21 protein-coding genes are annotated in these 23,701 nt (G+C 71.9%); 7 read left to right on the top strand and 14 right to left on the bottom strand.

Annotation, left to right across the window (positions count from 1 at the left end):
* Positions 1-204: 204 nt before the first annotated feature.
* The 8 genes from ABZ923_RS25795 to ABZ923_RS25760 form a co-directional block, all read right to left on the bottom strand.
* The gene (locus tag ABZ923_RS25795; protein ID WP_361475885.1) at positions 205-1,833 is read right to left on the bottom strand and encodes a histidinol-phosphate transaminase; all 1,629 of its coding nucleotides are present in this window, start codon (positions 1,831-1,833) and stop codon (positions 205-207) included.
* Positions 1,834-1,933: 100 nt separating this feature from the next.
* Positions 1,934-3,082, bottom strand: a complete 1,149-nt coding sequence (locus tag ABZ923_RS25790) for an aldose epimerase family protein (protein ID WP_361475883.1) — start codon at positions 3,080-3,082, stop codon at positions 1,934-1,936.
* 25 nt (positions 3,083-3,107) lie between these two features.
* Positions 3,108-4,352 (bottom strand): multiple monosaccharide ABC transporter permease, encoded by a 1,245-nt coding sequence (gene mmsB, locus ABZ923_RS25785; RefSeq protein ID WP_361475881.1) that lies wholly within the window; start codon positions 4,350-4,352, stop codon positions 3,108-3,110.
* Positions 4,349-5,899, bottom strand: coding sequence for a multiple monosaccharide ABC transporter ATP-binding protein (gene mmsA, locus ABZ923_RS25780; RefSeq protein WP_361475879.1), 1,551 nt, complete (start codon positions 5,897-5,899; stop codon positions 4,349-4,351). The genes mmsB and mmsA overlap by 4 nt, the downstream gene beginning before the upstream one ends.
* Positions 5,900-5,933: 34 nt before the next feature.
* The gene (gene chvE / locus ABZ923_RS25775; protein ID WP_361475877.1) at positions 5,934-7,043 is read right to left on the bottom strand and encodes a multiple monosaccharide ABC transporter substrate-binding protein; all 1,110 of its coding nucleotides are present in this window, start codon (positions 7,041-7,043) and stop codon (positions 5,934-5,936) included.
* A gap of 38 nt (positions 7,044-7,081) precedes the next feature.
* Complete coding sequence (locus ABZ923_RS25770) at positions 7,082-8,047, bottom strand: hypothetical protein (protein WP_361475875.1); 966 nt, start codon at positions 8,045-8,047, stop codon at positions 7,082-7,084.
* Between the two features lie 113 nt (positions 8,048-8,160).
* On the bottom strand, positions 8,161-9,174 hold the full coding sequence (locus tag ABZ923_RS25765) for an alcohol dehydrogenase catalytic domain-containing protein (protein WP_361475873.1): 1,014 nt from the start codon (positions 9,172-9,174) through the stop codon (positions 8,161-8,163).
* Positions 9,171-10,328: a mandelate racemase/muconate lactonizing enzyme family protein gene (locus ABZ923_RS25760; protein WP_361475871.1), complete on the bottom strand. Its 1,158-nt coding sequence runs from the start codon at positions 10,326-10,328 to the stop codon at positions 9,171-9,173. The genes ABZ923_RS25765 and ABZ923_RS25760 overlap by 4 nt, the downstream gene beginning before the upstream one ends.
* Positions 10,329-10,528: 200 nt before the next feature.
* On the opposite strand from ABZ923_RS25760, the gene ABZ923_RS25755 reads away from it, so the two are divergent.
* Together ABZ923_RS25755 and ABZ923_RS25750 are read left to right on the top strand one after the other, a co-directional pair.
* The gene (locus tag ABZ923_RS25755) at positions 10,529-11,461 is read left to right on the top strand and encodes a hypothetical protein (RefSeq protein ID WP_361475869.1); all 933 of its coding nucleotides are present in this window, start codon (positions 10,529-10,531) and stop codon (positions 11,459-11,461) included.
* A 199-nt stretch (positions 11,462-11,660) separates the two neighbouring features.
* Positions 11,661-12,821, top strand: a complete 1,161-nt coding sequence (locus tag ABZ923_RS25750) for a serine hydrolase domain-containing protein (RefSeq protein WP_361475867.1) — start codon at positions 11,661-11,663, stop codon at positions 12,819-12,821.
* A 103-nt stretch (positions 12,822-12,924) separates the two neighbouring features.
* Here the strand turns inward: ABZ923_RS25750 and ABZ923_RS25745 are convergent, their stop codons facing one another.
* Together ABZ923_RS25745 and ABZ923_RS25740 are read right to left on the bottom strand one after the other, a co-directional pair.
* A complete protein-coding gene (locus ABZ923_RS25745) occupies positions 12,925-13,344 on the bottom strand; it encodes an organic hydroperoxide resistance protein (RefSeq protein WP_361475865.1) in 420 nt (139 codons plus the stop codon).
* A 95-nt stretch (positions 13,345-13,439) separates the two neighbouring features.
* Positions 13,440-14,474: an NADP-dependent oxidoreductase gene (locus tag ABZ923_RS25740; RefSeq protein WP_361475863.1), complete on the bottom strand. Its 1,035-nt coding sequence runs from the start codon at positions 14,472-14,474 to the stop codon at positions 13,440-13,442.
* 88 nt (positions 14,475-14,562) lie between these two features.
* Between ABZ923_RS25740 and ABZ923_RS25735 the strand changes: the two genes are divergently transcribed.
* The 3 genes from ABZ923_RS25735 to ABZ923_RS25725 are packed head-to-tail and all read left to right on the top strand — an operon-like array spanning position 14,563 to position 16,446.
* The gene (locus tag ABZ923_RS25735) at positions 14,563-15,000 is read left to right on the top strand and encodes a MarR family transcriptional regulator (RefSeq protein WP_361475861.1); all 438 of its coding nucleotides are present in this window, start codon (positions 14,563-14,565) and stop codon (positions 14,998-15,000) included.
* A 40-nt stretch (positions 15,001-15,040) separates the two neighbouring features.
* Positions 15,041-15,835 carry an EI24 domain-containing protein gene (locus ABZ923_RS25730; RefSeq protein ID WP_361475859.1) on the top strand — a complete coding sequence of 265 codons (795 nt, stop codon included), beginning with the start codon at positions 15,041-15,043 and terminating at the stop codon, positions 15,833-15,835.
* Entirely contained in the window at positions 15,832-16,446 is a 615-nt protein-coding gene (locus ABZ923_RS25725) for a LysE family transporter (protein ID WP_361475857.1), read from the top strand. Before ABZ923_RS25730 ends, ABZ923_RS25725 begins: the two co-directional genes overlap by 4 nt.
* Here ABZ923_RS25725 and ABZ923_RS25720 read toward each other — a convergent pair.
* Both ABZ923_RS25720 and ABZ923_RS25715 read right to left on the bottom strand, forming a co-directional pair.
* On the bottom strand, positions 16,418-17,671 hold the full coding sequence (locus ABZ923_RS25720; RefSeq protein WP_361475855.1) for a pyroglutamyl peptidase: 1,254 nt from the start codon (positions 17,669-17,671) through the stop codon (positions 16,418-16,420). The genes ABZ923_RS25725 and ABZ923_RS25720 overlap by 29 nt on opposite strands.
* Before the next feature lie 136 nt (positions 17,672-17,807).
* Positions 17,808-18,389, bottom strand: coding sequence for a TetR/AcrR family transcriptional regulator (locus tag ABZ923_RS25715; RefSeq protein ID WP_361475853.1), 582 nt, complete (start codon positions 18,387-18,389; stop codon positions 17,808-17,810).
* Positions 18,390-18,492: 103 nt separating this feature from the next.
* On the opposite strand from ABZ923_RS25715, the gene ABZ923_RS25710 reads away from it, so the two are divergent.
* Both ABZ923_RS25710 and ABZ923_RS25705 read left to right on the top strand, forming a co-directional pair.
* Entirely contained in the window at positions 18,493-20,934 is a 2,442-nt protein-coding gene (locus tag ABZ923_RS25710; protein WP_361475851.1) for a glycoside hydrolase family 3 C-terminal domain-containing protein, read from the top strand.
* 432 nt (positions 20,935-21,366) lie between these two features.
* A complete protein-coding gene (locus ABZ923_RS25705) occupies positions 21,367-21,903 on the top strand; it encodes a hypothetical protein (protein WP_361475849.1) in 537 nt (178 codons plus the stop codon).
* A 2-nt stretch (positions 21,904-21,905) separates the two neighbouring features.
* Here the strand turns inward: ABZ923_RS25705 and ABZ923_RS25700 are convergent, their stop codons facing one another.
* Entirely contained in the window at positions 21,906-22,877 is a 972-nt protein-coding gene (locus ABZ923_RS25700) for an aldose epimerase family protein (RefSeq protein WP_361475847.1), read from the bottom strand.
* Between the two features lie 15 nt (positions 22,878-22,892).
* Positions 22,893-23,701, bottom strand: an 809-nt coding sequence (locus ABZ923_RS25695) for an SGNH/GDSL hydrolase family protein (RefSeq protein ID WP_361475845.1), incomplete at its 5' end; no start/stop codon positions are given.

Genomic DNA, 23,701 nt, shown 5'->3' with positions numbered 1-23,701 from the left:
CGCCTTGCTGCTGGCCCTCTGACGTCCGCCTCCGGGCGATGCGCTGACGCGGGGTCAGCCGGCGGCCTGGCCCGTTCCCGCCGCGTTCGGCCAGCCCGTCGCGGGCGCCGGGGTCAGGCCCGCGGTGTGCGTCGGCTGTACCGTCCTGGCCGCCTTGCTGCTGGCCCTCTGACGTCCGCCTCCGGGCGATGCGCTGACGCGGGGTCAGCCGGCGGCCTGGCCCGTTCCCGCCGCGTTCGGCCAGCTCTGGGCGTTGGGCCAGCCCGTCGCGGGCGCCGGGGTCAGGCCCGCGGCAGGCGCCGGTGCCGTCATCCCGCGTACCTGGGCCGCGGTGAGCCCGCCGCGGGCCGGCACGCCGGGCGGAGTGGGGGCGACGGCGGCGGCCGGCGGCGCGGCCGGGGCGGGCGCGGGCGCCGGTGCCGGGACCGGGGGGAACGCCGGCTGCGGAGCCGGGGCGGGCATGGGCGTCGGCGCGGGGGCGAACGCCGGCTGCGGGGCCGGGGCGGGCGCCGGCTGGGCTGCCGCCGGCATCGGCATCCCGCCGCCGGCCGGCGTGACGGCGGCGGGGAGCGGCATGCCGGTGCCGGCGGCCGGAGCGGGGCCGGCCGCGGTCAGCTGCATCCCGGCCCCGTTGGTCTCGCTCACCAGCCGGTCGACCGCCGCCGTACCCGAGCTGTAGCTGGTCCCGGTGCCCAGCTCGGGTACGGCGGCTCCCCTCCTGGACCCGTAGAGCACCTGCTCCAGGCCGGACACCAGGCGACGCACGTCGACCTGGGGGCGCACCACGAGCCGCAGGAAGCGGCTGGAGGATCCGATCTTGTTGCCGCACTCGCGGACCAGGATCCGGTGCTCGGTGAGCATCCGGTCCCGCACCACCGTGCCCTCGGCGCCCACGGGCAGGCGCACGAAGAGGAAGTTCCCCTGGGAGGGGTAGACGGTGAGGCCGGGGAGCGCGGAGAGGTGGCTGGCCATCTCCAGCCGGTCGCGGCGGACCTGCTGGAGGCTCTGCGCGTACTCGGCCCCGTGCTCCTTCAGCATGAACACCACGTGCTCGGCGAAGGAGTTGAGGTTCCACTTCGGCAGCATCGAGCGGATCCTGCCGGCGAGCGCCGGATTGGCGACGAGGTAGCCGAAGCGGATCCCGTGCAGACCGAAGTTCTTGCCGAGGCTGCGCAGCACCACCACGTTGGGCCGGAGCATGGCCTCCTGCACGACGCTGGGCTCGGCCTCGGCGTCGGCGAACTCCAGGAACGACTCGTCGATCACGACGAGGTCCAGGTCCACCATGGCGTCCATGAACTGCACCAGCTGCTGCCGGCGCAGGAAGCCGCCGTCGGGGTTGTTCGGGTTGCAGACCACGGCGACCCGGGTGCCCCGGGCGCGGATGAACTCGGCGTACTGGGCGAGGTCCAGGGCGAAGCCGCTCGCCTCCTGGAGCGGGAACATGTCGACCCGCTTGCCCGTCTCCATCGGCTGGTCGGTCCAGCGGCCGAAGGTGGGGACCGGAACGGCCAGGGACTCACGGACCAGCAGGTGGTCGATCCAGGTGATCAGCTCCGTGGAGCCGTTGCCCATCGCCACGCACTGCGGCGGCAGCTGGAGCAGCGAGCACAGCTCACCGGTGATGGTGTCGGCGCTGCTCGGGTAGTACGTGACGATCTCCCGCAGCCGGCCCGCCATCTCCTCGAACATGGCGGGCGTCGGGAAGTACGGATTGCAGGGGATGCAGAAGTCCACCGGGCCGGTCCCGTCGCCCGCCTCCCGCGTCAGCGCCGCCATGGAGGGGCTGTGCGCGGCGGTGCCGCGGAACAACGAGGTGACGTTGCCGGCCAAGGGAACCTCCGTTCAGGTGGCCCGTGCGGGGGAGCACGGGCCACCCTTCGATACGGAGGAGACCCCAGTGGCGTTCAACTCGCCCGGGGTGTGAGCCGGTTCACTGCCCGAAGGTGTGGATGGTCGTCGTCCGGTACGTCCGCCCCGGCCGGAGCACCGTCGACGGGAAGGCCGCGTGGTTCGGCGAGTCCGGGAAGTGCTGCGTCTCCAGGCACAGGGCGTCGCCCTGCCGGTAGGTGCGGCCACCGGTGCCGGTGAGCGTCCCGTCGAGGAAGTTGCCGGAGTAGAACTGCAGGCCCGGCTCGTTGGTGGCGATCTTCAGGGTGCGGCCGGAGCGCGGGTCGCGCAGGGTCGCGACGTGCTCGGGCTTCGCCGTGATCCCCTTGTCCAGCACCCAGTTGTGGTCATAGCCCTTGGCCTGCACCTGCTGCTCGTGGCCCGCCCGGATGTCCCGGCCGATCGGCTTGGCGTGCCGGAAGTCGAACGGGGTGCCCGCGACCGCGGCCAGCTCACCGGTGGGGATCAGGCCCGAGTCGGTGGGGGTGTACCGGGACGCGGCGATGGACAGCTCGTGGTCCTCGATCGTGCCGCTGCCCTCGCCGGCCAGGTTCCAGTAGACGTGGCTGGTGAGGTTGACGACGGTGGCCTTGTCGGTGGTGGCCTCGTAGTCGATGCGCCAGTCGCCGTGCCGGGTGAGGGTGTACGTCACCTTCGTCCGCAGCGTGCCCGGGTAGCCCATCTCGCCGTCGACGCTGGTGTAGTGCAGGCGCAGTCCGACGTCCGGGCCCTTGGTGAACGGCTCGACGTGCCACACGTGCTTGTCGAAGCCCTTGGCCCCGCCGTGCAGGCTGTTGTCGCCGTCGTTCACGGAGAGCTGGTACGCCGTGCCGTCCAGCGTGAACCGCCCCTTGCCGATGCGGTTGCCGTACCGGCCGATCAGGGCGCCGAAGTACGGGCTCTTCGCCACGTAGTCGGCGAGGTTGTCGAAACCGGCCACGACGTTGGCGTGGCGGCCGTGCCGGTCGGGGATCTCCAGCCTCTGCACGATGCCGCCGTAGGAGAGCACCTTCAGCCGGGTGCCGCCGTTCTCCAGCGACCAGCGGTACACCCTGGTGCCGTCGGCGAGCGTGCCGAAGAGCTCCTTCACCGGCTTCCTTCCCGAGGCGGCTTCGGCAGTGCCGCCGAGGGTGGTGGCGGCGAGGCCCGCCGCGGCTGCTCCCGCTATGACCGTGCGTCTGTTCAGTTCCATGAGTGCGGCTCCGTTGTCTGGGCGCTTACGAACCGGACTTGCGCTTGTTCCACACGTCGAACCCGACCGCCACCAGCAGGGCGAGGCCCTTGATGACCTGCTGCCAGTCGGTGCCGACGCTGAGGAGGTTCATACCGTTGTTCAGCACGCCGAGGACGAGACCGCCGATGATGGCGCCGAGGACGGTGCCGACACCGCCGCTCATGGAAGCGCCGCCGATGAACGAGGAGGCGATCGCCTCCAGTTCGAAGTTGACGCCCGCCTTCGGCGAGGCCGCGTTCAGCCGGGCGGCGACCACCATGCCCGCCAGGGCCGCGAGCACGCCCATGTTCAGGAAGACGTAGAAGGTGACCTTCTTGTCCTTCACGCCGGACAGCTTGGCCGCCGGCAGGTTGCCGCCGATCGCGTAGATGTGCCGGCCGAAGACCGCGTTGCGCATGACGTAGCCGTAGCCGACGACCAGCGCGCCGAGGATGATCAGCACGATCGGGGCGCCCTTGTAGCTGGCGAGCAGCAGGGTGAGCACGAGGATCGCGGCGACCAGGGCGGTCAGCTTCAGCAGGAACAGCCGGACCGGCAGCACGTCCAGGGAGAACTCCTGCTGGCGGCGGCGGTCCCGGAACTCCTGCCACACCACGGCGGCGATCAGGACGAGCCCGAGCAGCAGGGTGAGGTTGTGGTAGTTGGTGTTCGGGCCGGCCTCCGGCAGGAAGCCGTTGCCGAGCTTCTGCAGTCCGTCGGGGAACGGGCCGAGGGTCTGGCCCTTGAGGAGGATCTCGGTGAGACCGCGGAAGAGCAGCATCCCGGCGAGGGTGACGATGAACGACGGGATGCCGAGATAGGCGATCAGATAGCCCTGGACCGAGCCGGCGACCGCGCCGACCACCAGGCACAGCACCAGCGCGACGGGCCAGGCCACCCCGTGCTGCACGGTCAGTACGGCGGCGAAGGCGCCGACGAACGCCGTGAGCGAGCCGACCGACAGGTCGATGTGCCCGGCGATGATCACCAGCATCATGCCGATCGCGAGGATCAGGATGTAGCTGTTCTGCAGCACCAGGTTGGAGACGTTGCGCGGCAGCAGCAGGTCCCCGTCGGTCCATATCGCGAAGAGGACCACGATCAGGCCGAGCGCGATCAGCATGCCGTACTGGCGCATGTTGCGGCGCAGCCCGGCCAGCACCAGGCCGAGCAGCCCGCCGTCGGCAGCCGGTCCGCTCCTGCCCGGCGGCGCGGGGGCCGGGCTCTTGGCGGTCACATCCGTGCTCATCGCGTTACCTCTTTGTCCTTCGTCATATGGCGCATCAGCACTTCCTGCGTGGCCTCGGCCCGCGGCACCTCGCCGGTCAGCCGCCCGGCGGCCATCGTGTAGATGCGGTCGCACATGCCGAGCAGCTCGGGCAGCTCGGAGGAGATGAAGACGACCGCCTTGCCCTGGGCGGCGAGCTGGTCGATGACCGTGTAGATCTCGTACTTGGCGCCCACGTCGATGCCGCGGGTCGGTTCGTCGAGGATCAGCACGTCCGGACCGGCGAAGATCCACTTGCTGAGGACGACCTTCTGCTGGTTGCCGCCGGAGAGCTTGCCCACCGGCTCGAACACCGTGGGCGCCTTGATGTTCATGGACGTCCGGAAGCCCTCGGCGACCTGCCGCTCCTCGTGCTCGTCCACCACACCCCGCTTGGCGACCTTGTCCAGCGCGGTCAGCGAGATGTTCCGGTTGATGGTGTCGATGAGGTTCAGGCCGTAGTGCTTGCGGTCCTCGGTGACGTACGCGATGCCGTGCCCGATGGCCTCCGCGACCGTCTTCGTCCGGATCTCCGTGCCGTCCTTCAGGACCGTGCCGGCCGCGTACCGGCCGTACGTCCGCCCGAAGACGCTCATCGCGAGTTCGGTGCGGCCCGCGCCCATCAGGCCCGCGATGCCCACGATCTCCCCGCGGCGCACGGTCAGCGACACGTCGTCGACGACCTTGCGCTGCTGGTCGATCGGGTGGAACACGGTCCAGCCGCGGATCTCCAGCGCCGGTGCCGCGCCCTCCTCCGGCTGGTGCGGGCTGCGCTCGGGGAAGCGGTGGTCGAGGTCGCGGCCGACCATGCCGGCGATGATCCGCTCCTCGGTCGTCTCCGGCGCCTTCACGTCGAGGGTCTCGATGGACCGGCCGTCCCGGATGATCGTCACCGAGTCGGCGACCTTGCGGATCTCGTTGAGCTTGTGGGAGATGATGATCGAGGTGATGCCCTGGTTCTTCAGCTCCAGGATCAGGTCGAGGAGCTTGTCGCTGTCCTCGTCGTTCAGGGCCGCCGTCGGCTCGTCCAGGATCAGCAGCTTCACCTGCTTGGACAGCGCCTTGGCGATCTCCACCAGCTGCTGCTTGCCCACGCCGATGTCGGCGACCCGGGTCTCCGGGTGCTCGTCCAGGCCGACCCGGCGCAGCAGTTCGGTGGCGTGACGCAGGGTCTCGCGCCAGTTGATGAGTCCGCGCGTGGCGTGCTCGTTGCCGAGGAAGAGGTTCTCGGCGATGGACAGGTGCGGCACCAGGGCCAGCTCCTGGTGGATGATGACGATGCCGTGCTGCTCGCTCGCCCGGATGTCCTTGAACTGGCAGGTCTCCGACTCGAAGAGGATGTCCCCCTCGTAACTGCCGTACGGGTGGACGCCGGAGAGCACCTTCATCAGGGTGGACTTGCCGGCGCCGTTCTCCCCGCAGATGGCGTGGACCTCGCCCTGCCGGACGGTCAGGGTGACGTCCGACAGCGCTTTGACACCGGGAAAGGTCTTGACGATCGAGCGCATTTCCAGGACGGGTCCCGCCATGGTCGTGCCTTCCAATCCGTGGGAAATGGGCGGGTTACTTGAGGTCGCCCTCGGCGTAGTAACCGCCGTCGACCAGGACCTGCTGGTAGTTGGACTTGTCGACGCTCACCGGCTGGAGCAGGTAGGCGGGCACGACCTTCGTCCCGTTGTCGTACGTCTTGGTGTCGTTGACCTGCGGCTTCTTGCCCTTCAGGGAGTCGTCCATCATCGACGCGGCGACCTCGGCGAGCTTGCGGAGGTCCTTGTAGACGGTCTGCGTCTGCTGGCCGGAGATGATCGACTTCACCGAGGCCAGCTCGGCGTCCTGGCCGGTGATGACCGGCAGCGCCTTGCTGCCCGAGCCGTAGCCGTCCGACTTCAGCGCGGACAGGATGCCGATGGAGATGCCGTCGTACGGCGACAGGACCGCGTCGACCCGGCCGGTCTTGTAGGACGAGGTGAGGATGTCCTCCATGCGCTTCTGCGCGGTGGTGCCGTCCCAGCGCAGGGTGACGACCTGGTTCAGCCGGGTCTGCCCGGACTTCACGACCAGCTGCTTCTTGTCGATGTACGGCTGGAGCACCTTCATGGCGCCGCCGAAGAAGTACTTGGTGTTGTTGTCGTCGTTGGAGCCGGCGAACAGCTCGATGTTGAACGGGCCCTTCTTGCCCTTGTCCAGCCCGAGCTTGTCGACGATGTACTGGCCCTGAAGCGTGCCGACCTTCTCGTTGTCGAACGAGGCGTAGTAGTCGACGTTCTTGGTGCCGAGGATCAGCCGGTCGTAGGAGATGACCGGGATGTGCGCGTCCGCGGCCTGCTGGAGCACGCTGTTCAGCGACTTGTTGTCGATGGCCGCGACGATCAGGCCCTTGACGCCCTGCGTGATGAGGTTCTCGATCTGGGAGACCTGCTGCTCGGGATCGTCCTCGCCGTAGACCAGCTTGGTCTTGTAGCCCTTGGCCTCCAGGTCCTTGACGACGTTCTTGCCGTCGGAGATCCAGCGCTCGGAGGACTTGGTCGGCATGGCGATGCCGATGGTGGCGCCCTTGACGTCGCCCGACTTCTGCTTGCTGCCGCCCTCGCCGCTCTGGCCGCAGGCGGTCAGGGTGAGGGCGAGCGAGGCGGCTGTGGCTATGGCGGCGAGTGCGGCTCTGCGGTTGCGCATGGGGAATCAGTCCTTGTTCTTCTCGTCGTTGAGAGGGGTCACGCGGTGGGGAAGCGGTGGAGAGTCCCGGGCAGGCGGGAGCCGAGCGGCGCCATGTCGCCGTCCGCGCCGTGCCGGGCGAGCAGGTCGAGGGCGAGCCGGCCGCGCCGCACCCGCTCCCGGGCGGTGTCCAGGGTGACGTCTCTGAGGTGGGTGCCCCACGGGTAGATGCCGGGCGCCTTGGACAGGCCGAACTTCAGGTAGAGCGGTGCGCCGCGCCGGATGAGCTCGGCGACCTCGTACATCCGGACGTAGCCGCCGAGGTCGTCGGGGGCCTCGATGTACATGTCCATCGGGGCGCCGGAGACCCGGCGGATCTCGGTGAGGTGGTCCAGCGTCAGATCGCTGGGCACGTTGACGGAGTCGGCGCCGAGCCGCTCGTACACGGCGTACGAGGTCGGGTTGACCGGGCCGATGAGCGCCGAGACCTTCAGCGTGGTGTCGGCCGGGATGATCCCGGCCTCGCGGGCCCGGTGCAGGGTCCACAGCACGCCCTCGTCGGCGACGAGCAGGCACTTGACGCCCAGCTCGGTGGCCCGGACGGCGTCCTCGACGCAGCCGGCGACCGCGTCGTGACCCCGGGCGCGCAGTCCGGCCCCCCGCGAGTCGGACCGCACCGAGCCGCCGATGTCCCAGGTGCCGCGCGGACCGGTGAACAGGCAGAGTTCGATGTCGCGTTCGGCGGTGGCCTCGACCATCTCGGTGATCTCGGCGTCGGTGAGCATCCACACGCCGCTGCCCTGGCTGATCCGGTGGATCGGCACATCGAGGCGCGAGGCCTCCTTGAGGACGACCGCCAGCGCTTCGGGACCCTCGCACGAGGGGATCTCGGTGCGCCAGCGTCCGCCGCCCGGGAAGGTGTGGGCGGAGGCGTCGGCGGGGTCGAGGGCGGGCGCGGGCAGGCCGAGTGCGGCGAGCACCTGCTCGCCGGGCCTGCGGGCTGCCGGAGCGGAAGCGTCGGTCACAAGCTGTCCTTCGTGTTCGGTATATCGGACAAGGTTCGCGGCTCGCGGTACGAAAAAGCGCGAGGCGTACGCCGGTCAGGGCGCCGTCAGGTCACGCCCTGACCGGCGTACGGTCAGGGGCGGAGCAGCACCTTGCCCACCTTCGGATCATCGGCCCCCACCAGCTCGATGGCCTGCGGGAACTCGGTCAGCGGCAACTCGTGCGTGACCAGCGGCAGGGGGTCGAGCAGCCCGGCGCCGAACACCCGCACGGCGTGCGCCCAGGCGTCCGGCGGCGCCCCGAAGACGGTGTGCACCTCCAGCTGCCGTACGACGAGATCGGTCGGGTCGAGCCCGTCCGCGCCCGCCGCCGGGATCCCGGTGAGGACCAGCCGCCCGCCGCGCCGCAGCAGCGCGGCGGCGGTGCGCGCGGCGGACGCCGAACCGGCCGTCTCGATCACCACGTCGAAGTCGTCGGGCAACGCCGGGCCTTCGGCGTCGTTCAGCCGGAAGTCGCTCGCCCCGAACCGCCGGGACAGCGCCTCGCGGTCACGCCGCGTGCCCACCACGAGCAGCTCCGCCGGCGAGACCGCCTTCTGGAACTGCACCGCGAACATGCCCAGCGTGCCCGTGCCGACCACCGCGACCCGCTCGCCCGGCCGGGCGTTCGCCTTCAGCGCGGCGGCGGCGATGCAGGCGGCCGGCTCCAGCAGCGCGGCGGCGGTCAGGTCGGCCCCGTCCGGCAGGACGTGCAGCAGCCGGGCGGGCAGGGTGAGCGTGGCCGCCATGGCGCCGGGCTGGGTGAACCCGGTCTCCTCGTACCCGGCCGTGCACAGCGTGGTCTCGCCCGCGTGACAGCGGTCGCAGACCTGGCAGTTGCGGAAGCCCTCGCCGACCACCTTGCGGCCGACGAGCGCGCCCGGCACCCCGGCCCCCACCGCCCGCACGGTCCCGGACCACTCGTGCCCGGGCGTGAGCGGATACCGCACGTACCCTTCGGGCCGGTTGCCCTGGTACACCTCGCGGTCGCTGCCGCAGATGCCGGCCGCGTGCACCGCGACCAGCGCCTCGCCGGGACCGGGCTCGCGCGGCGTGTGGGCCTCGACCCGGTGCACGCCCGGAGCCTCGACCAGGACCTGGGAACTCACTGGGTGGCCTTCGGCTTGCGCTGCTCCCAGCCCTCGGCCCACAGGTCGAACCGGGCCTGCTGCTGCGGGAACTCGGCCGCCGCGTCGACGTCGAGCTCGACGCCGAGACCCGGCGCGTCGGAGAGGTGGAAGTAGCCGTCCACGACCTTCGGCGCGCCCTTGACCACCTTCTTGATCTCCGCGTCCGCGAAGTCGTTGAAGTGCTCCAGGATCTTGAAGTTCGGGGCGGTGAACCCGACCTGGAGGGAGGCGGCGGTGAGCACGGACCCGCCCACGTTGTGCGGGGCGACCAGCATGTAGTGGGTCTCCGCGGTGGCGGCCAGCTTCCGGGTCTCCCAGATGCCGCCGATGTGGCCGACGTCCGGCTGGATGATGTCCACGGACTGGCTGTCGAACAGCTCGCGGAACTCGATGCGGTCGTGGATGCGCTCACCGGTGGCGACCGGGACGTCGACCTTGGCGGCGACCTTCTCCAGCGCCTTCAGGTTCTCCGGCGGCACCGGCTCCTCCAGCCAGGCCGGCTTGAAGGGGGCCATCTCCCTGGCCAGCCGGACGGCGGTGGCGGGGGAGAACCGGCCGTGCATCTCCAGCATCAGCTCGGCCTCCGGGCCGATGGCATCCCGCACCGCCTCGATGAGCGAGACCGCGTACAGGGTCTGCTCGTGGTCCAGCTCGAAGTGCCCGGTACCGAACGGGTCGATCTTCAGCGCCTTGTACCCGCGCTCCATCACCCCCTGGGCGGCCTTGTGGTACGCCTCCGGCGTTCGCTCGGTCGTGTACCACCCGTTGGCGTACGCCTTGACCTTGTCGGTCACCTTTCCGCCGAGCAACTGCCACACCGGCACGCCCAGGGCCTTGCCCTTGATGTCCCAGCACGCCATCTCGACGACCGCGATGCCGGACATGACGATCTCGCCGGCGCGGCCGTAGTCGCCGTACTTCATACGGCGTACCAGGTCCTCGACAGCGAACGGGTCGGATCCGAGAATGTGGTTGGCCTGGGCCTCCCGCAGATAGCCGATCAGCGCGTCGGTGTGCCCGAGCATCCGGGTCTCGCCGACTCCCGTGATGCCCTCGTCGGTGTGCACCTGGACGTAGGTCAGGTTGCGCCACGGCGTGCCGACCACGTGCGTGCTGATTCCGGTGATGCGCACGGCAGTTGCCCCTCAGCTGTTCGAGATTTCGTCACACGTTCGAAATGCTGGCGTGACAGTAAGGATGGTCCGGCAGGGGTGTCAATGGGGCGAACAGGTAACGGTTTCGGCAAGCCTTTCGAGAACTCTTTCGATCTCGCACGAAACCTTCACAGCCCCGCCTGGAACGGGACCCGCGCGGACCTTAGTCTTCCCGCGTCATGGACTACTGCCCCCCGTGCCAACGGCACCTGAACGGCGCCCTGGCCTGCCCCGGGTGCGGAACGCCGGCCGACCGCCTCGCCGTCACCACGGCCGCGCCGACCGCGCACCCGCACGTGTACGAGCACGGGTACGCGCAGCCACCGACGGCGTACGACAACCCGTACGACGCCCCCTACGACCCGCTCGGCGCCCCCGAGGCACCGGACCAGCCGGACCGGTGGCAGGAGACCGGCGGGGCCGCCCACGCCGACGGCCGTGCGGACGAGTACGCGGACGAGGTCGCGGGGGAGTACCCGGACGAGGACGCGGACGAGGACGCGGACGAGGACGCCGACCGCGGGACCGCCGAGGAGGCAGCCCCCGGCGGCCGGCGGGCCGCCCGGGCCGGGGCGAGCCGGCGGGACCGCAAGGCCGCCGTGCACCGCCGTCGCCGTCGCCGCACCGTGCTGATCGCGGCCGGGTTCGTGCTCGCGGCCGGCGGACTGAGCCTCGCCGAACTCGGCACGGACGCGCCCTTCTCGCCGTTCGCCGGCGACACCCCGGCTCCCGCCGGGAACACCACGGCGGACGGCGGCGCCGCCTCGCCCGCACCGGACCGCACCGCGGACCCGATCGGCGCCGCCTCCGGCACCTCCCCGGGCGCGGACCGCTCCGCCTCCCCGGACGCCTCGGCCTCCGCGTCCCCCTCGAAGTCCGCGAAGGACAAGGACAAGGACAAGGGCAAGGAGTCCGCCTCCCCCTCGGCCGGAGACACCGACGAGGGCCGACCGTCGGCCGGCACGGGCTCCGGTACGGCCGCGACCACCCCCGCCGGCCCGGCCGCCAGCGCGCCCGCCGGCACCCCCACCGCGGCCCCGACGACCGCCGCCCCCACCCCCGAGCCCTCGCCCACCAAGACCTGCGACCGCTTTCTGTGGTGGTGCACCTGAGCGCACCGCGGTACGCCCCGGCGCACGCCGCGCCGTCCCGTCCCCTCCGTCATCCGGGGCATCCGTGACACCCACCGGCCCGCACGGGGGTTGAGTCGAACGGGCACGTCCCGCCGTACCGATCTCGGGAACGCCCGAGATCGACAGGGGCGTTGCGCCGACGGCAAGCAGCGAGCAGCGGATCGGTCGAGGAGAGCGGATGACGCAGGAGATCACCGTCCAGGGCACGGTCGCCGAGGGCTTCGAGCCGGTGCGCGAGGAGTTCGCCGCCCTCGTCGCCGGGGAACGGCAGGACTACGAGGGCCAGTTGTGCGCGTACGTCCACGGCCGCCGGGTCGTGGACCTGTGGGCGGGCCCCGGGGCGACGGGCGACTCGCTGTACGCCGTGTACTCGGCGACGAAGGGCGCGGCCCACCTGGTCGCGGCACTGCTCGTGCAGGACGGCACGCTGGAGCTGGACCGGAAGGTCACCTACTACTGGCCGGAGTTCGCCGCCGAGGGCAAGGGCGCGCTGACCCTGCGGGACCTGCTCGCGCACCGCGCGGGGCTGGTCGGCACCGACACCGGGTTCACCCCCGCCGAGCTGGCCGACGACCGGATGATCGCCGAACGCCTCGCCGACCAGCGGCCCTTCTGGCGGCCGGGCACGGCGTTCGGCTGCCACGCGCTGGTCATCGGCGCGCTGACCGGCGAGGTCGTCCGCCGGGCGACGGGCCGTACCCTCCAGGAGGTCTACGAGGAGCGGATCCGCGCCCCCCACGGCCTCGACCTCCATCTGGGCCTGCCGGCCGCGCACGAGCCGCGCTTCCGCACGGTCCAGCCGATGCTGCCGACCCCCGCGCAGCAGGCCCAGCTCGACGCCGTACCGACCGGCCCGCACACCCTGCTGTCGATCGCCTTCAACCGGCACGGCACGCAGCCCACCGACCTGGAGAGCCTGGCGAACGAGCGGCTGGTCCGCGCCAAGGGCCCCGCCTCGGTGGGCGGCGTCGGCTCGGCACGCGGCCTCGCGGGCATGTACGCGGCGATGATCAGCGAGGTGGACGGCAGGGCCCCGCTGCTGAAGGAGGACACGCTGGCGGAGTTCGGCCAGATCCACTCCACGGGCTACGACCTGGTGGACCGCGCCCACAAGTCCTTCGGCCTCGGCTTCCAGGCGACCGCCGACACCTGGCACCCCTTCCTGGGCGCCGCGACCCTGGGGCACAGCGGCGCCAACGGCGTCCAGGCCTTCGCGGACCCGCACAGCGGCATCGCCTACGCCTACACGAGGCGCAGGTTCGCGTTCCCGGGCGGGGCCGCCCCCGAGAACAACAGGCTCGCGGCCGCCGTCCAGCAGGCGGCTCTGGCAGCGCCCTGAAGGGGCGCGGGGAACTGCGAGCACCCGCTCATGCTCCCCCGGCCGGAAGAACAGCCGCACCCCACGTCCAAGGGTGCGGCTGCCGATGTGGAAACGACGAAGGTCAGACCAGCGTCACGGTGACGTCGCCCCGAGTCGCCTTGGAGTAGGGGCACACCTGGTGGGCCTTCTCGACCAGAGCCTTCGCGGTCGCCGCGTCCACGTTCGGAATGCTCGCCGAGATCTCCACGATGATCCCGAACCCGTCGTCGTTCTTCCCGATCCCGACCTTCGCCGTGACGGTCGACCCGGAGACGTCGGCGCCCTCCTGCCGGGCGACCACACCCAGCGCCCCCTGGAAGCAGGCGCTGTAACCGGCGGCGAACAGCTGCTCCGGGTTGGTCCCGGACCCGCTGCCGCCCATCTCCTTCGGCGGGTTGACGACGAGGTCGAGTCGGCCGTCGTCCGTGGCGACCCGCCCGTCGCGGCCGTTCTGGGCGGTGGCGACGGCGGTGTACAGAACGTCGGACTGCGTGATGGGCATGCGGTTGTCCTCCTCCTCGGTCCGCCGCGACTCGCGCCCACGATCGACGACGGGTTTCGGAAAGAAGTTACCGCATGCCGAAAATCGCGGGAAGGCTAGAGCTTCACGACCATCTTGCCGACGTTGTCGCCGCGCAGGACCCCGAGGAACGCCTCCAGGTTGTTCTCGATGCCCTCGACCACGGTCTCCCGGTACTTCAGCGCGCCCGAGGCGACCCACGGGCCGACCTCCTGGACGAACTGCGGCTGGAGGTCGTAGTGGTCGCCGACCAGGAAGCCCTCGATGCGACCGCGGGTCTGGATGAGGCGGGCGAGGTTCTTCGGGCCGGGGGCGGGCTCGGTGTTGTTGTAGACCGAGATCATGCCGCAGACCGCGATCCGGCCGCCCTCGTTCAGGGAGCCGATGGCGGCCTCCAGGTGGTCCCCGCCGACGTTGTCGAAGTAGACGTCGATGCCGTCGGGCGCGGCCTGGCGCAGCTGCTCGGCGACCGGGCCGTTCTTGTAGTTGAACGCGGCGTCGAAGCCGTACTCCTCCACCAGCAGCTTGACCTTCTCGTCGGAGCCGGCCGAGCCGATGACCCGGGAGGCGCCCTTGAGCTTGGCGATCTGGCCCACCTGGCTGCCCACGGCCCCGGCGGCGCCCGAGACGAACACGGCGTCGCCCTCCTTGAAGGAGGCGGTGCGCAGCAGGCCGGCGTAGGCGGTCAGGCCGGTCATGCCGAGGACGCCCAGGTACGCCGACAGGGGCACGTCCGGGGCGCCGGCGTCGACCTTGACGGCGGGGACGGCGGTCGGGCCCACCTTCACGGCGTGCCTGGCGTCCACGGCCGCGTACTCGCGCCAGCCGAGGAAGTGCAGGACGTGGTCGCCGACCGCGATGCCCTCGGCGCGGGACTCGACCACCTCGCCGACCGCGCCGCCCTGCATGACCTTGCCCAGCTCGAAGGGGGCGACGTACGACTTCGCCTCGCTCATCCGGCCGCGCATATAGGGGTCGACGGAAAGGTACTTGTTCCGCACCAGCACCTGACCCTCGCCCGGGGTCGGGACCGGCGCCTCGACCAGGGCGAAGTCCTCGGGCTTCGGCCAGCCGACGGGACGGCTGAGCAGGTGCCACTCGCGGTTGATCATGACAGAGCCTTTCCTGTTACTTCAGTACCTTAAACAACCCTGCACCTGAATATTTCATGCTGTCAAGTAACCGGGTATCCTGGACGTCATGTCCACCCCATCGAAGAGTCATCGCCCCGACGCCCTCACCCTGGAAGTCGTCGAGCTGATCGGTGACGTCGTGGCCCGCTTCTACGCGGACTACGAGAAGGCGGCGGGCGAGCACACGCTGACCGGTCCGCAGGCCCGGCTCCTCAGCCTGCTCTCGCTGGAACCGCTGCCCATGCGCAAGCTGGCGCAGAAGCTGAAGTGCGAGCCGTCGAACGTCACCGGGATCGTGGACCGCCTGGAGTCCCGCGGCCTGGTGGAGCGCCGCCCCGACCCGGCCGACCGCCGGGTGAAGGTGGCCGCCGCCACCGAGGAGGGCCGCCGGATGGCCCGGGACCTGCGCGAGGGCCTGCACTTCGCGCGCGAACCGCTCGCCGCCCTCACCGACGACGAGCGCGGCTCCCTGCGCGACCTGCTCCGCCGCATGCTGGACGTCTGAGCAGCCGCACCGGTCCGGCCGAGCCAGTAAAGTCCTCGCCATGCGCGATCTTGGGGTGGGTTTCGGTTATCTGCTGAAGGGCCAGCGCTGGGTGGCCCGGCACGGACGGCGGTACGGGTTCGGACTGCTGCCCGGCCTGATCACGCTGGTCCTGTACGCCGCCGCGCTGGTCGCGCTCGCCGTGTGGGGCGAGGACGCGGTCGGCTGGGCGACCCCGTTCGCGGACGACTGGTCCAGCCCCTGGCAGGGCCTCTTCCGCGGCTTCCTGACGGCCGTCCTGTTCGCCCTCGGCCTGCTGCTGGCCGTGCTGACCTTCACCGCCGTCACCCTGCTGGTCGGCCAGCCCTTCTACGAGAGCCTCTCGGAACAGGTCGACGCCGACGTCTCGCCCGACGGCACCGCTCCCCGCTCCGGCCGCCCGCTCTGGCGCGAGCTGTGGATCTCCGCCCGCGACAGCCTGCGCATCCTGGTCCGGGCCGGCCTGTGGGGCGTCCTGCTCTTCGCCCTCGGGTTCCTGCCGTTCGTCGGGCAGACCGTCGTACCCGTCATCGGCTTCTTCGTCACCGGCTTCTTCCTCACCGAGGAACTCGCCGCGGTGGCACTGCAGCGCCGGGACGTCGACCTGCGCGCCCGGCTCACCCTGCTCCGCTCCCGCAAGACCCTGGTCTGGGGCTTCGGCACGCCCCTGGGCCTCGCCTTCCTGGTTCCGTTCGTCGCGGTGTTCCTGATGCCGGGCGCGGTTGCGGGTGCCACGCTCCTCGCCCGGGACCTGCTGGGCGAGGAGTGCGCCGGGGACGGCACCGACGAGACCGCAGAGGAGAACGTCGTCCCGTGACCGAGATACTCGCCGTCGCCGTCATCACCGTCCTGGCCGTCATCGCCCCTGGCGCCGACTTCGCGATGATCGTCCGCAACAGCTATCTGTACGGCCGCCGCACCGGCCTGTTCGCCGCCGCGGGCGTCGCCGCCGGCGTGCTGGTCCACGTCACCTACACCATGCTCGGCGTGGGCCTGCTGATCGCCTCCTCCACCTTCCTGTTCACGGTCGTCAAGCTGATCGGCGCCGCCTACCTCGTCCACGTCGGCGTACGCACCTTCCGCACCCGCGGCGAGGTCGAGGTGGACCTGGTGCACAAGACCGCGCTGACACCGCTCGCCGCGCTGCGCACCGGCTTCCTCACCAACGTCCTCAACCCCAAGACCACCCTGTTCGTCGTCTCCACCTTCGCCCAGGTCGTCAGCCCCGGCACGCCGGTCTGGCGGCAGGTGGGCTACGGCCTGTTCATGTCGCTGGCCCACCTGCTGTGGTTCGGCGTCGTCGCGCTCTTCTTCTCGCAGGAGCGCATGCGCACGCTGATGCTCCGCGCCCAGAAGGTCCTCAACAAGGTCATCGGCTCCGTCCTGGCCGGCCTCGGCATCAGCCTGGCCTTCGCTCCGTCGCACTGACGGCGACGGCGACGATCGACCGCACCTGGCCGATGATGTCCAGCCGGTTGCGCACGAACTCGGGGTCGGTCACCTCGGTGGTGTTCCCGGTCCCGAACCGGAGCACCGGGGTGTGCACATGCCCGCCGGGCAGGGTGTCGCGCAGCCCGAGCCGGTCCCGCAGCAGCGTGGCCCGGTAGGCGATCTCGTTGGACAGGTAGTCGCCGCCGGCCCCGGCGCGCGCGGTGGAGCCGGGGGTCGGCCCGTCCGGCCGTACGACGGGATCGCCGCCGCCCGCCGGGATCTCGGTCACCTCCGTGTGGTCGTAGACCGGGAAGGGGCCCGTCCGCGCGGCCACCACGGCGGCGTACGGCAGCGTCGTGCCCGTCCACTGCGGCTGTGCCGCCGGGTCGGCGACCGGGACGGTCCCGGTCCGGGAGACGTTGTCGTTGTCCGGGAAGCCGCCGCGCCAGGCTCCGTTGGTGCGCTCGATGTCGAACCGGCCGACGCGGCCCTGGCTCACGGTCGTGAACAGGTCCATCTCCGGCAGGTACGGGCGCAGCGTGCGCTCCACCGTGCCCTCGGCGAAGTCCCGCCAGCGCACCGGGAACACGGCGGTCTCGATCCGGGCCGGGCCCCGCGCCGTCTCGACCACCGTGCCGTCGAGCGCGAGCGCCGTCGCCCCGGAGGGGTTGGAGATGCGGATGTCCCGGTCCAGCGTGAAGGGGTCGAAGCCGGTGAGCAGCACGCGGAGCAGGCGGCCCCGCGCCGGGTAGCGGATGTCGGTCTGCCCCCGAGAGGTCCGCTCCAACCGGTCCAGCAGCGCGTCGCGTTGCTCGTCGGTGAGGCCGAACCGCGGCTCCCACGTCCGCACTTCCCGGCTCATCCCGAGCCGCGCCCAGTACAGCGGCCGGTCGTCGTCCCGGCTCAGGTCGCCACCCGCCGGTCCCCGCCCCTGCGCCCGGTCCACGGCCCGCCGCCACAGCGCGGATCCCTGCCGTACGACGATGCGGCGGGCCTGCGCGTAGTCGTGCGCCCGCTCCAGCGCACGGCCGAACTCCGGGGCCGCGTCGTCGAAGCCGGACCGCCGCAGGATCTCCTGTGGCGCCGGCTGGTCGAGCCGTTGCTCCTCGACGGTGGGGGAGGGGGCGGTGGCCGGTGCGGCGGAGGCCGGGACCGGGGGAGCGGCCAGCCCGGCCACCAGGGCCAGACCGAGGACGCCTAGATGAACGCGTATACGGGTCAAGGGGGTCGGGTCCTTCCCTCACCGGCGGACACGGGCCGCTCCACGGTATGCGCCGCGGGGGCTGCCCGCCATGGCCGCTCGCCCGGTTCCCCACGCCCCGGGGGGAGTTGCGGTGCGGCCGGCTTCCGGGCGCGCCCTACTCCACCGGCTCGCCCAGCAGCCGCAGGAAGTCGCGGAAGGCACCCGGCATGTCCACCGACCCCGGGTCCAGGAGCCACTGGTACTGGAGGCCGTCCATCACCGCCACCAGCAGCGGAGCGGTCCGCTCGGGGGTGAGCCCGTTCGGCAGCCGGTCGCCGTACTCGGCGCGCAGGACCGAGGCCATCGTCGCGCGGACCCGGGCGTACCGCTCGGTGAAGTAGTCCCGCGCCGGATGCCCCTCCGTCACGCTCTCGCCGAGCAGCGCGGAAAAGGTCTGGATGATCCCCGGCCGCATCGCGTTGTACTCCACCAGCGAGGCCAGCAGATCCACCCGCCACTGCGAGTCCGGCACCGCGTCCCACCGGTCCCGCTCCTGGAGCACGGCCACGAGCAGGGCGTCCTTGGTGGGGAAGTGGTGCAGCAGCCCCTGCTGGGTGAGCCCGACGCGTTCGGCCACCGCGGCCAGGCTCGCCCCCCGGTACCCCCGCTCGGCGATCACCTCGAGCGCGGCCCCGACGATCTCCGCGCGCCGCTCCTCGCTCCTGACCCTCGCGTTCATGACGTCACCGTACGACATCCCCCCGCCCCGACTGTAACGGCAAGATAACGAAACCTACCGCTCTACAGGCCACCCGGGCACGATGGACCCACCTGCACGGACTCGACGAGGAGGAACCGCTATGGCGGGAGCCCAGCCCACCCCGGCAGACGAGGCCCGCGAGGCGGTCGTGGAGGCCGCCCTCGGCGCGCTCGACCTCGACGCCAAGGCACGACTGCTGGCCGGCCAGGACATGTGGACCCTGCCCGCGCTGCCCGAGATCGGCTTGAAGTCCCTGGTGATGTCGGACGGCCCGATCGGCGTCCGGGGCGTGCGCTGGACCGCCGACGACCCCTCCGTCGCCCTGCCCTCCCCGACCGCGCTCGCCGCCGCCTGGGACCCCGAACTCGCCCGCCGCGCCGGTGTCCTGCTCGCCCAGGAGGCCCGCCGCAAGGGCGTCCACGTCCTGCTCGCCCCCACGGTCAACCTGCACCGCTCCCCGCTCGGCGGCCGCCACTTCGAGTGCTACAGCGAGGACCCGTACCTGACCGGCGTCATCGGCGCCGGCTACGTCCGCGGCGTCCAGTCCGGCGGAGTCGGCACCACCGTCAAGCACTTCGTCGCCAACGACGCCGAGACCGACCGCCTCACGGTGAACAACCTGGTCCCCGAACTCGCCCTGCGCGAGCTGTACCTGGCCCCCTTCGAGGCCATCGTGGAGAACGCCCGCCCCTGGGGCGTTATGACCGCCTACAACACCGTCAACGGCACGACGATGACCGAGCACCACCACCTCGTCAACGAGGTCCTGCGCGGCGAATGGGGCTTCGACGGCTTCAACGTCTCCGACTGGACGGCCGCCCGGGACACCGTCGGGGCCGTCAACGGCGGCCTGGACGTCGCCATGCCCGGCCCCCGGACCGTCTACGGCCCCGCCCTCGCCCAGGCCGTGCGGGACGGCAGGGTCGCCGAGGCCACGGTCGACACGGCCGTCCGCCGGGTCCTGCGGCTCGCCGCCCGCGTCGGCATCCTGGCCGGCGCCGAACCGGCGGTCGCCGAGCCGCCCGCGCCGGTCGACGGCGAGGCGCTGGCCCGCGAGATCGCCCGCCGCTCCTTCGTCCTCGTCCGCAACGAGAACCGCGCCCTGCCGTTGCCGCCGCACGGCACCGTGGCCCTGATCGGCGCCGCCGCCCGCGACGCCCGCGTGCTCGGCGGCGGCTCGGCCACCGTCTTCCCGGCCCGGATCGTCTCCCCGCTCGACGGCCTCACCGCCGCGCTCCCCGAGGGCGCCCTCACCTACGCCGTCGGCGCCGACCCGGCCACCGAAATGGCCGTCGCCGACCAGGGCTTCACCCTGCGGGCCGTGTGCCGCGACGCCGCCGGCAAGGTCATCGGCACCCGCTCCGCCCCCAGCGGCCTCATCCAGTGGATGGGCTCCGACCTCCCCGACGGCGTCACCCACGACACCCTGCACACCGTCGAGCTGACCGGCACCTTCACCCCCCGCGAGTCCGGCCCGCACACCTTCGGGATCAAGGGCACGGGCCCCTTCACCCTCACCGTCGGCGGCACGACGTACTACGACGACGACCAGCGCCCCGCCGAGGACGACCCCTTCGAGGCCTTCTTCGGCGCCCCCGCCCCCCGCGCCGAGGTGGAGCTGACCGCCGGCGAACCGGTCGACGTCTCCCTCACCCACGTCGTCCGGATCCCCGAGGACCTCCCGATGAAGGTGGTCGGCTTCGCGCTCGCCCACTCCGGACCGCAGCGCGACCCCGACGAGCTGATCGCCGAGGCCGTCGAGGCCGCCCGCGGCGCGGACACGGCCGTCGTCGTGGTCGCCACCACCGACCGCGTGGAGTCCGAGGGCTTCGACCGCCGCGACCTCGCCCTGCCCGGCCGCCAGGACGAGCTGGTCCGCGCGGTCGCCGCCGCCAACCCGAACACCGTCGTGGTCGTCAACGCCGGCTCCCCGGTGGAGCTGCCCTGGCGGGACGAGGTCGCCGCCGTCCTGCTGACCTGGTTCCCCGGCCAGGAGGGCGGCGCCGCCCTCGCCGACGTCCTCACCGGCGCCCACGAGCCCGGCGGCCGGCTCCCCACCACCTGGGGCTCCCTCGCCGACGCCCCGGTCACCCAGGTCGTCCCGGTCGACGGCGAACTGCCGTACACCGAGGGCGTCTTCATCGGCTACCGGGCCTGGGAACGGGCCGGCCGCACCCCCGCGTACCCCTTCGGGCACGGCCTCGGCTACACCGACTGGGCCTACGAGTCCCTGGACGTCGACGGCACCACCGTCCGCGTCCGCGTGCGCAACACCGGCGAGCGGGCCGGCCGGGAGGTCGTCCAGGTCTACGTCTCCCCGGCCGGGCCCGGCCCCGAGCGCCCGGCACGCCGGCTGGCGGGCTTCGCATCCGTCGAGGCCGGGCCGGGGGAGAGCGCCGAGGTCACCGTGGAGCTGCCGCGCCGCGCCTTCGAGGTCTGGGACGAGACGGGGAAGGCGTGGGCATGTGTGAAGGGTTCGTACGAGATCACCGCCGGACGCTCCATCGCCGACCGGAGGCTGAGCGCGCCGATTAACGTCTGATCCGGGACAAGCCTCCCGCATGAGCAGCCCCGGCCCGGGACCTGACCCCTGGGCCGGGGCTCGTTTTGTGCGTTTAACAGTGGTATGTCCGGTTCGTCAAGTTACGACTTCCCGGAACCTGACCGGGGTGCCGCCGCCGGGGTTCATTTGAAGCAGCCCGAGAACGGCTCGGGCATCAACCCCCACGGAGGCGGATTCCCATGACGAACATCGAGCGCAAGACCTTCAAGAAGCGGCTCGCGATGCTGGCCACCACGGTCACCCTGGCAGCGGGCGGTGTCCTGCTCCCCACCACCGCCTTCGCCGCACCGACGGTCGCGCCGCAGGCGGTACACACCCAGGTGCATGACCAGGCCAAGCACAAGCCCCAGGGCGACCACCACCACAAGAACCACAAGCCGGGCAAGGGCAAGGGCAAGGGCAGGGGTGCGGGTGCTGGAGCCGGTGCGGGTGCCGGCGCCGGTGCGGGCGCTGGGGCTGGAGCCGGTGCGGGTGCTGGGGCGGGCGCTGGGGCTGGAGCTGGCGCAGGTGCTGGGGCGGGCGCTGGGGCTGGAGCTGGCGCAGGTGCTGGGGCGGGTGCTGGGGCGGGCGCTGGGGCTGGAGCTGGCGCAGGTGCTGGGGCTGGTGCGGGTGCTGGTGCGGGCGCCGGAGCCGGTGCGGGTGCTGGGGCCGGAGCTGGTGCAGGTGCTGGCGCGGGTGCCGGGGCTGGTGCGGGTGCTGGTGCGGGCGCCGGGGCCGGTGCGGGTGCGGGTGCGGGCGCTGGAGCCGGTGCGGGTGCTGGTGCTGGCGCCGGTGCCGGTGCGGGTGCTGGGGCCGGTGCTGGCGCGGGTGCCGGTGCTGGTGCTGGTGGCTGAGTCGGGCAGCAGGCGGCTCGGTGGTGAGGTTGCTCGCCACGGTCGAGGCCTCCGGGCCGGTGGGACGTCCGTCCTCGCCGGCGCGGAGGCCTCCGCGCTGTCCGGGGGCGGGTGATCCTAGGCCGCCGAGACGGCGTACACCGTCTCGGACCGGAAGACCTCCCCGGGCCGCAGCACCGTGCTCGGGAAGTCGGGCCGGTTGGGGGAGTCCGGGAAGTGCTGCGTCTCCAGGGCGATCCCCGCGCCGGGAAAGAACGGGCCGGACAGGTGGTCGGCGGTGTACAGCTGGAGGCCCGGCTCGGTCGTCGCCACCATGAGGGTCCGCCCGGACGCCGGGTCGTGCAGCTCGGCCACCTGCTCGGCCGCCCCGGTCAGCCCCTTGTCGAGCACGAAGTTGTGGTCGTAGCCGGAGCCGGTCTTCCGGGCCGTACGGAAATCGAAACGGGACCCCGCGACGTCCGCCGGCCCCCCGGCGGGGATCAGGTCCGCATCCACCGGCGTGTACCGGGACGCGGCCAGCCGCAGCTCGTGGCCGCCGGTGTGGCCGGAGCCGCCCAGGTTCCAGTACGTGTGGTTCGTCAGGTTCACCACCGTCGGCGCGTCGGTGACCGCCTCGTACGCGATCCGCAGCGCACCCGACGCCCCGAGCGTGTAGGTCACCGTCACCGCCAGCCGGCCCGGAAAGCCCTCCTCGCCGTGCGGGCTCACCCGGCTCAGGCGCAGCCCGTGCGCGACGGGCGTCACCTCCCACACCCGCTTGTCGAAACCGCGCTCGCCGCCGTGCAGCGAGTTCGGGCCGTCGTTCCGCGCCGGCGCGTACGTCCGGTCGTCCAGCGTGAACCGGCCGCCCCCGATCCGGTTCGCGTACCGGCCGATCACGGCACCCAGGTACGGCTCCGGATGCGCCAGATAGCCGTCCAGATCCGGGAAGCCCAGCACCACGTCCGTCGTCCACCCGGCCCCGTCCGGGACCTCGAACGACTGCACGATCCCGCCGTACGACAGCACCCGCACCCGCGCCCCGCCGCGCTCCAGCGTCCACCGGTGCACCGGGGTGCCGTCGGAAAGTGTGCCGAAAAGTTCGTTCATGTGGGAAACCCTAGGTCACGGCCGCCTCGCCGTGATCCTGCGGTACGCGATCTCCGCCAGCCGCGCCTGGCCGTCCGTGCTGGGGTGGAACCAGTCCCAGTGGCTGAGCTGGTCCGTGCCGAAGCGGTAGTCGTAGACCGCGTTGTCGTCGAAGCGGCAGCGGTGGTCCTTCGCGCAGACCTCCTTCAACACCTTGTTGTACTCCACCACCCGCTGCTGCACGCTGTCCCGGCGCACCGCCGCGGCACGGGTCAGATCGTCCGCGTCGGCCAGCATCGAGGGGCAGATGCCCAGCTTCCACACCTGCTTGCCCAGCATGTTCGTCCGGCCCTCGGACCACAGACGCTTCAGGTTCGGCACGCTCGCCACGTACACCTGCGTCTTCGGCAGCGACGAGCGCAGGGTGCCCATCGCCTCCTCGAAGTCCGCGCGGAAGTCGGCCACCGAGGTCATCGCCGACGCCGAGGACCGGCAGGCGTCGTTCGCGCCCACCATCACCGTCACCAACTCCGGGCTGTGGGCGGCGGCCTGCTCCATCTGCTCCGGCAGGTCGGCCATGCGGGCGCCGGTCACCGCGTAGTTCCAGCTGTGCTCCGCCGCCCTCGTCACGCCCAGCAGACGGACCGCCAGGCTGTCCACCCTGGCGTCACCGCCCGTCGCCCACGACACCTCCGGGCAGTCCGACAGCACCGTGCACGCGTCGAAACCACGCGTGATGGAGTCGCCCACCGCGGCGACGGAGTCGGGACTGCGGTCCCACACCGGGGGCCGGGCCGCGCGCGCCTTGGTGCCCTTCGGGGCCGGCACGTGCCCCTCCCCGCCGG

Origin of the sequence: Streptomyces sp. NPDC046881, assembly GCF_040645015.1 — a bacterium.
In the GTDB taxonomy this organism is placed as follows: domain Bacteria; phylum Actinomycetota; class Actinomycetes; order Streptomycetales; family Streptomycetaceae; genus Streptomyces.
This window is presented reverse-complemented; position numbering and strand designations above follow the sequence as displayed.

Bases quoted from the DNA above. Each gene is read 5' to 3' on its own strand.
- ABZ923_RS25790 (WP_361475883.1), bottom strand. From the start codon at position 3,082: ATGGAACTGAACAGACGCACGGTCATAGCGGGAGCAGCCGCGGCGGGC.
- mmsB (WP_361475881.1), bottom strand. From the start codon at position 4,352: ATGAGCACGGATGTGACCGCCAAGAGCCCGGCCCCCGCGCCGCCGGGC.
- mmsA (WP_361475879.1), bottom strand. From the start codon at position 5,899: ATGGCGGGACCCGTCCTGGAAATGCGCTCGATCGTCAAGACCTTTCCC.
- chvE (WP_361475877.1), bottom strand. From the start codon at position 7,043: ATGCGCAACCGCAGAGCCGCACTCGCCGCCATAGCCACAGCCGCCTCG.
- ABZ923_RS25755 (WP_361475869.1), top strand. From the start codon at position 10,529: ATGGACTACTGCCCCCCGTGCCAACGGCACCTGAACGGCGCCCTGGCC.
- ABZ923_RS25750 (WP_361475867.1), top strand. From the start codon at position 11,661: ATGACGCAGGAGATCACCGTCCAGGGCACGGTCGCCGAGGGCTTCGAG.
- ABZ923_RS25745 (WP_361475865.1), bottom strand. From the start codon at position 13,344: ATGCCCATCACGCAGTCCGACGTTCTGTACACCGCCGTCGCCACCGCC.
- ABZ923_RS25740 (WP_361475863.1), bottom strand. From the start codon at position 14,474: ATGATCAACCGCGAGTGGCACCTGCTCAGCCGTCCCGTCGGCTGGCCG.
- ABZ923_RS25735 (WP_361475861.1), top strand. From the start codon at position 14,563: ATGTCCACCCCATCGAAGAGTCATCGCCCCGACGCCCTCACCCTGGAA.
- ABZ923_RS25730 (WP_361475859.1), top strand. From the start codon at position 15,041: ATGCGCGATCTTGGGGTGGGTTTCGGTTATCTGCTGAAGGGCCAGCGC.
- ABZ923_RS25715 (WP_361475853.1), bottom strand. From the start codon at position 18,389: ATGTCGTACGGTGACGTCATGAACGCGAGGGTCAGGAGCGAGGAGCGG.
- ABZ923_RS25710 (WP_361475851.1), top strand. From the start codon at position 18,493: ATGGCGGGAGCCCAGCCCACCCCGGCAGACGAGGCCCGCGAGGCGGTC.
- ABZ923_RS25700 (WP_361475847.1), bottom strand. From the start codon at position 22,877: ATGAACGAACTTTTCGGCACACTTTCCGACGGCACCCCGGTGCACCGG.